This window comes from Flavobacterium sp. (genome assembly GCF_044361065.1).
In the GTDB taxonomy this organism is placed as follows: Bacteria; Bacteroidota; Bacteroidia; order Flavobacteriales; family Flavobacteriaceae; genus Flavobacterium.
This window is the reverse complement of sequence record NZ_JBIKJI010000113.1, coordinates 1-7,174: the sequence shown is the minus strand read 5'-3', so window position 1 is coordinate 7,174 and position 7,174 is coordinate 1. Positions and strand designations below refer to the sequence as shown.

Below are 7,174 nucleotides of genomic sequence, written 5' to 3'. Positions count from 1 at the left end.
GTACCGTAACCACAAAGGGTATTTATGAAAAAGATGAAACTAGAGCCTATGTTCCAGATCAAGATATTACGCATCCTTGGTGGGCGAGCAAAGCCGAAACGTGGTGGAAATTGGCTGCAGAAAACAACTACTGGTTGGGTGGATTTATTTGGACAGGTTTCGATTATCGTGGAGAACCTACCCCATATAAATGGCCTAATATCAACTCGCATTTTGGAATTATGGATGTATGTGGCTTTCCAAAAAACATTTATTATTACTATAAAAGTTGGTGGACGAATGAAGATGTGTTACACCTTTCGCCACATTGGAATTGGCCTGATAAAGTGGGCAAACCAATTGATGTCTGGGTAAATTCAAATGCAGATGAAGTAGAACTTTTTTTAAATGAAAAAAGTTTAGGTAAAAAAACAATGGAAAGAAACAGTCATTTACAATGGAATGTATTGTACGAACCTGGAACTTTAGAAGCTATTGCTTATAAAAAAGGTAAAAAAATTACTGCAAAAATTGAAACAACAGGACAAGCGACAACTGTGGAACTCTCTCCAGATAAAACTATTTTATTGGCTGATGGAAAAGATGCGACTGTTGTAAATATTTCAATTACAGACGAAAAAGGAAGAGAAGTGCCAACGGCGAATAACCTACTTGCTTTTACCATTTCTGAAAACGCAAAAATAATTGGCGTAGGAAATGGCGACCCAAGTAGCCACGAAGCAGATACGTGTAAAGAAGGTAACTGGCAAAGAAGTGCGTTTAACGGAAAATGCCAAGTAATTATTCAAGCGGGTAAAAATGTAGGTGACATAAAACTAGAAGCCAAATCAAACGGATTGAAATCTGGCGCAGTTCTTTTACAATTAAAAAAATAAAATACTGAAACAAATTCAGCATAAAATGAAGAAAAAACTCATTCAAAATACCAAAGACCATTTTGAAAAATTATTTCAAAAACCTGCGAAACATATCTTTCTTTCACCAGGAAGAATTAATATCATTGGCGAACACTTAGACTATAACGACGGTTTTGTACTTCCGGCTGCCATTAACAAATACATTTGTTTTGCCATTTCTGAAAATAAAAATTCGGAATGTGTGCTTGTAGCTAAAGATTTGAATGATGTATATACATTTGACATAAACGACCCTTTACAACCCATTGATAAAATGTGGGCAAATTATATTTTAGGAGTACTGCATCAGTTAAAAGAAAGAAGTTTAAAACTAAAGGGCTTTACCCTTGTTTTTAGCAGTACCATTCCTATGGGTGCTGGCTTGTCTTCTTCTGCAGCTTTAGAATGTGGTGTGGCTTACGCAATGAATGACCTGTTTCAACTTCAGTTGTCAAAAGAGGAAATGGCAAAAATAGGCCAAAAAGCAGAACATACTTTTGCGGGTGTCAATTGCGGCATTATGGATCAATTTGCATCTGTATTTGGTAAAAAAAATAAGGTTATAAAATTAGATTGCACCACGTTAGCGTACGAATATCATCCCGCTAATTTTAACGAATACCAATTGGTTTTGTTTGATAGTTGTGTGAAACATACCCATTTAACTTCGGGGTATAACGACAGACGAAATGAAGTAGAACAAGGATTAGCCATCATAAAAGCAAATTATCCTGAAGTAACTTCGTTTAGAAATTGTACCGAAGCAATGGTGGTGGCATTGAAAGATACGTTAGGCGAAATCATATTCAACAGGTGTTTATTTGTGGTACAAGAAATAGCACGTGTACCCTTAGCCATCGCTGCTTTATCAAAAGGAAACATAAATCAATTGGGCGAATTAATGACAAAAACCCATTATGGCTTATCGGAATTGTACGAAGTAAGTTGCCCAGAAATGGACTTTTTAGTAGCCGAAGCACTCGGTGAAGCTGAGGTGGTTGGCGCACGAATGATGGGTGGTGGTTTTGGTGGTTGTACCATAAACGTAGTAAAAAAAGAAACGGCGAACAGCGTAATTCAAAAGCTTACAAAAGCCTATAAAATAAAATACAACATCGATTTAAAAGCATATAAAATAAAAATTGCCAAAGGCACCAGCACGTATGGAATTTAACATTAACGAACATCCGCACAGAAGATTCAATCCGTTACTAAACGAATGGATTTTGGTCTCACCACATCGGGCAAAACGACCTTGGCAAGGGCAAAACGAAACGCCATCCACGGAAAACAGTGTAGCGCACGACGAAAATTGTTATTTGTGTGCTGAAAATACTCGATCTAATGGCGAACAAAATCCGAAGTATGACGCGTGTTATGTTTTTGACAATGATTTTCCTGCCCTATTGGAAGATGACATTACTTTTGAATCGAAATTGAATCCTTTATTTCAAATAAAACCAGAAAAAGGAATCAACAGAGTCATTTGTTTTTCACCCAAACACAACATTACGTTAGCCGAAATGGATGTAAAGGAAATTGAAAACGTAATACACACTTGGAAAGAAGAATATGCTACTTTGGGCAGTAAAGACTTTATCAATTACGTGCAAATTTTCGAAAACAAAGGCAGTGTAATGGGTTGTAGCAATCCCCATCCGCACGGACAAATTTGGGCACAATCGTCGCTACCTACTCAAGTTGAAAAAACACAAAAAAGTTTGCAAGCCTATTTTGAAAAAAATAATACCAGTTTACTGGAAGATTATATAAAACAAGAATTAGTAGCACAAGAACGCATTGTCCTTGAAAACGAACATTTTGTGGTTTTGGTGCCGTTTTGGGCTACTTGGCCTTTTGAAACTTTGCTTGTTAGCAAACGTCATTTTGGAAGTTTGTTAGGATTAACTACTAAAGAATCTGAAGCATTAGCCGAAGCTATACAAGGCATTACGGTAAAATACGACAATTTATTTGAAACGTCTTTTCCATATTCGGCAGGCATACACCAAGCGCCAACAGACCGAATTTCGCATCCCGAATGGCATTTACATATGCATTTTTATCCGCCGTTATTGCGCAGCGCGTCGGTGAAAAAGTTTATGGTAGGCTACGAAATGTTAGGCGAAGCACAACGCGATATTTCTCCTGAAAAAAGCGCCGAAATGTTACGTAATTTACCAAATACACATTATAAATTAACTCAAAAAAATTAAAACTATGCAAACATTAGCCAACTTAGATTACTTAGTTTTCTTTATTTATTTTATCATTATTGTAGGATACGGACTTTGGGTATATCGCAAAAAAAAGAAAGCCGAAGCCAGTAGTAACGATTATTTTTTAGCTGAAGGTTCGTTAACGTGGTGGGCTATTGGTGCCTCTTTAATTGCCAGTAACATTAGTGCCGAACAATTTATTGGTATGAGTGGGAGCGGTTTTAAAATGGGATTGGCCATTGCCACATACGAATGGATGGCAGCGGCAACCTTAATTATTGTGGCGGTATTTTTTATGCCGGTGTACCTAAAAAACAAAATATTCACGATGCCGCAATATCTAGAAAAAAGATACAACAGCAATGTAGCTATGATTATGGCGGTGTTTTGGTTATTACTCTATGTATTGGTTAATTTAACCTCTATTTTATATTTAGGCGCGTTAGCCATTAGCAGTATTTCTGGTTTAAACCTTACTTTTTGTATGGTAGGTTTGGCCTTTTTTGCGTTAATGATTACGCTTGGCGGAATGAAAGTAATTGGATATACAGATGTTATTCAGGTGTTCTTTTTAATTTTAGGGGGATTGGTTACTACTTATTTGGCCTTAAACTTGGTTGCTGAATCGTTTGGTACTACAGGTGTACTTAACGGGTTTCAGTTAATGACGGAAAAAGCCAATGATCATTTTCATATGATTTTTGAGAAATCGAACCCAAATTATATGGATTTACCGGGACTTTCAGTATTAATTGGTGGGATGTTAATTATCAATTTAAATTACTGGGGTTGCAACCAATACATTACGCAACGCGCTTTAGGTGCCGATTTACAAACCGCTCGTTCGGGTATTTTATTTGCAGCTTTTTTGAAAATACTAATGCCTATTATTGTGGTTTTACCCGGAATTGCCGCATATGTATTATACCAAAATGGGGGCTTTCAAACAGAAATGTTACACGATGGCAGTGTGAACCCAGACCGTGCCTACCCTGTTTTGCTTAACTTATTGCCAGTGGGCTTAAAAGGATTGTCTTTTGCAGCATTAACAGCCGCTATTGTGGCATCGTTAGCAGGAAAAGCAAATAGTATAGCTACCATTTTTACGTTAGATGTGTATAAAAACAAAATTAATACAGAAGCTACCGACAAAAAACTGATTTCGATAGGTAAAATAACCATTGCCATTGCTTTATTTGTAGCCGTTTTGGTAGCGCCATTTTTAGGCATAGATAAAAAAGGCGGTTTCCAGTACATACAAGAATATACCGGATTTGTGAGTCCTGGTGTGTTTGCAATGTTTATATTGGGTTTCTTTTGGAAAAAAACAACTTCTAACGCGGCCTTATTTGCTATTATTGGTGGATTTATACTTTCTATCTTGTTTAAATTTATGCCTGGTGTTGTAGACCTTTCTTTCTTAAACGGTGTAGGATTTTCAGTGCCAAATGCAGAAGGCATTTACGAAATACCATTTGTAGACCGTATGGGCTTTGTGTTTCTAATTTGCCTTATTGTAATGTATTTTATAAGTAGGTACGAAACCAAAAACGGCGTAGTAACCAACGGATTAGAAATAGAAAAATCGATGTTTAAAATGTCGCCTGGTTTTACGGTTGGCGCACTTATAATTACCGGAATTTTAGTAGCACTATACACGGTTTTCTGGTAACAGCTACTTCTTATACAAACAAAAACCTTTGCTGATAATTGGCAAAGGTTTTTTTTATGTTTAAGAACCACGCGAAAGGATTCGCGCGGGTATCTTGTTTTAAAATAACATTAGCCATTTTTTCTTTTTGCAGCTTTAAGTTGTTTTAAATTCTCTTCAAAGTCAAAATTTTCAACTCTTGGACTATCCAACCCTTTTTGAATTGCATTTTTCAAAGCAGTAGTTTTACTTTCTTCATCTTCTAAAAGTCGAAGTCCTGCACGAATCACTTCACTTACATTTTTATAGCGTCCTTCTATTACTTGACTGCTCACAAATTGGTCAAAATAATTTCCGAGTGATATTGATGTGTTTTTCATTTTTTAAAACTTTTATCAAAGTTACCAAAAATTAGTAACTATGCAAATTTTTAGATTTATTTTTAGATTTGATTGTTCTTTTGCCTTTGTGTGGCTCAAAGTCGGGAGACTTTTCGCAGCGGAGAAATTTTTAGATTTATTTTTAGATTTTTGAAAACCACTCAGCATTTACAGAAACTTCTTCAATTAGTTCCGTTTTAACACCAAGATTAAATTCTTTTAATTTATCACATAATAATTCTCCATCAATAAGGTCAATTGGCGGCGCTCCATCTCTAGTAGCTTCTTTAATTGCTTCTCTGGTAAAATTACCTGTTGTAATAAAAAGTCCTTTATCTGCTCTTCCTTGCATTGCTCCTCTAAAATCTCTAATATCTCCTGAACCCACCGAACCCTTGTATCTTTTGGATTGAAAAAACACGTGAAAACTTAAAAAGCCATTTAGCTTAACAATTCCTTTTCCATCTATTCCTCCATCACCAGATTTTCCAGTTACTTCAACTTGTACAAATCCACTTTCTCTTAATATTCTTTGACAAAGTCTTTCAAAAGCTGAAGGTTCAATTGTTAAAATTATAGAAATTAGGTTTTCTTTCCAATCAATTTGGTCTTCAATTTCATCATCAATTTCAGATTCAACTTCTTCTTTATTTTGTTTTATTTCTGATTTTGGTTTTTTTGTTTGTTCTCTAACATTTTTAAGAATTGTATCAGATTTCAATTTGGTAGTGTCTATTTCATTATCAATTAATGCCCATATTCCACGAGTTGAATTTTCAATTAAACCGTATTTTTTTAAATAGGTTCTTGCCCAAGCTAATCTATATTCTACTTTTGATTGAATTCCATTTTCATTGTGAGGTATTTCTAACAACTCTTCATCATAACCTGCAATTTCATAAACTTTTTCATTAATTTCATCAATCGTACCTGATCCTCCTAATATTTTTAGAGCTTCCAAAGTTGGAATCATCATTTTATCGTGTGTAGGTACTTTATCGTGTATTTTCTTTCTTCCCATTTCGTTTGTTTTAATATTACTCCTAACGTTTCGCGGCTTTAAGAAGTTGGGGATTTGGTTTGCCTTAACTTGCGGTTAATTACTAACCACAAAAGTGCAAAAAAAACTTTAAATTAAGCCCGAAAACCCCGATTTCTTAAAACCGCTGTAGGTGGCTGGCGTTTTGTCTATTATAAATATTTTAATAATTCTTTTACTAATCTGTAAACCGTTGTTGATGATTCTTCATTTGCAGGATTATTGTGGTCAAATCTGGCGTAAATTTTTTCAGCTCTTTCAATAGCTAGAATTTTTCGCTCTTTTCCAGATTTTTGATCAATTCCATCAAGTAAATCAAAAATTTCTTCGGTTATCATTTTACTTTTTTTGCCATCATAGGTAATATTAAATTCTTTCAAAGATTTATTTAATTTCTCGTTATACTCATCTCTGTGCATTCCACCACCTTGATGGTCATTAAAATGAAGTAGAATCCAATATTCAAATGCTTGATTAGAATATGCTATACCAAAACCATTAGCATCAGCTAGTAAAATTGCATTATTAAAGTCAATATTATCAAAATCATCTTTATCAAAAACACACCAAACTTGTTCGTAACTAGTTTGATTAGCTAGTTGTATTGCTCGATTAACTAAAGATATCGTATTAAATCCTTCTCCAACTGGTTCGATTGTAGCTGATGTAAGTCTAAATTGATTAAAGTATGATGGTTCTGTATTTTTACCTTCACAAACTATTAGAATTGTTGGTTTTTTGGTTAATACAGGTTCTAGTCTTTCAATACTTGTTTCTGCTCTACGTTTAGCTTTTAATTGTGCTCTATGCTTTTCTTTATCTAGAGCCTGTTCTGCTTTTTTATCCTTCATTCTCATATTAAGGCAGAATATTATCAAGATTATTAAAAAATCCTAAATATGGAATTGCTCCATATTTACCCTTAATGTAATTTTCTTCAAATGATTCGGTTTTTCTGACTTCGTCAGATTTAAAATCCGCTAAAGAAT

7 protein-coding genes are annotated in these 7,174 nt (G+C 34.7%); 4 read left to right on the top strand and 3 right to left on the bottom strand.

All coding sequences use genetic code 11. The features are described 5' to 3' along the window. From ACIQ11_RS07615 to ACIQ11_RS07600, 4 genes are all read left to right on the top strand, one after another. The coding region (locus ACIQ11_RS07615; protein ID WP_396154070.1) for a DUF4982 domain-containing protein at window positions 1-875 on the top strand (875 nt) is incomplete at its 5' end. Window positions 876-900: 25 nt separating this feature from the next. Further along, window positions 901-2,070 carry a galactokinase gene (galK, locus tag ACIQ11_RS07610; RefSeq protein ID WP_396154069.1) on the top strand — a complete coding sequence of 390 codons (1,170 nt, stop codon included), beginning with the start codon at window positions 901-903 and terminating at the stop codon, window positions 2,068-2,070. Further along, entirely contained in the window at window positions 2,060-3,112 is a 1,053-nt protein-coding gene (locus ACIQ11_RS07605) for a UDP-glucose--hexose-1-phosphate uridylyltransferase (protein ID WP_396154071.1), read from the top strand. Before galK ends, ACIQ11_RS07605 begins: the two co-directional genes overlap by 11 nt. Window positions 3,113-3,116: 4 nt before the next feature. Beyond that, on the top strand, window positions 3,117-4,787 hold the full coding sequence (locus ACIQ11_RS07600) for a sodium/sugar symporter (RefSeq protein ID WP_291241275.1): 1,671 nt from the start codon (window positions 3,117-3,119) through the stop codon (window positions 4,785-4,787). 110 nt (window positions 4,788-4,897) lie between these two features. Here the strand turns inward: ACIQ11_RS07600 and ACIQ11_RS07595 are convergent, their stop codons facing one another. From ACIQ11_RS07595 to ACIQ11_RS07585, 3 genes are all read right to left on the bottom strand, one after another. Next, complete coding sequence (locus ACIQ11_RS07595; RefSeq protein ID WP_291241274.1) at window positions 4,898-5,146, bottom strand: type II toxin-antitoxin system ParD family antitoxin; 249 nt, start codon at window positions 5,144-5,146, stop codon at window positions 4,898-4,900. 142 nt (window positions 5,147-5,288) lie between these two features. Beyond that, a complete protein-coding gene (locus ACIQ11_RS07590) occupies window positions 5,289-6,167 on the bottom strand; it encodes a restriction endonuclease (protein WP_396154068.1) in 879 nt (292 codons plus the stop codon). A gap of 170 nt (window positions 6,168-6,337) precedes the next feature. Further along, complete coding sequence (locus tag ACIQ11_RS07585; RefSeq protein ID WP_396154067.1) at window positions 6,338-7,042, bottom strand: RloB family protein; 705 nt, start codon at window positions 7,040-7,042, stop codon at window positions 6,338-6,340. Window positions 7,043-7,174: the final 132 nt, after the last annotated feature.

Bases quoted from the DNA above. Each gene is read 5' to 3' on its own strand.
- ACIQ11_RS07605 (WP_396154071.1), top strand. From the start codon at position 2,060: ATGGAATTTAACATTAACGAACATCCGCACAGAAGATTCAATCCGTTA.
- ACIQ11_RS07595 (WP_291241274.1), bottom strand. From the start codon at position 5,146: ATGAAAAACACATCAATATCACTCGGAAATTATTTTGACCAATTTGTG.
- ACIQ11_RS07585 (WP_396154067.1), bottom strand. From the start codon at position 7,042: ATGAGAATGAAGGATAAAAAAGCAGAACAGGCTCTAGATAAAGAAAAG.
- ACIQ11_RS07600 (WP_291241275.1), top strand. From the start codon at position 3,117: ATGCAAACATTAGCCAACTTAGATTACTTAGTTTTCTTTATTTATTTT.
- galK (WP_396154069.1), top strand. From the start codon at position 901: ATGAAGAAAAAACTCATTCAAAATACCAAAGACCATTTTGAAAAATTA.
- ACIQ11_RS07590 (WP_396154068.1), bottom strand. From the start codon at position 6,167: ATGGGAAGAAAGAAAATACACGATAAAGTACCTACACACGATAAAATG.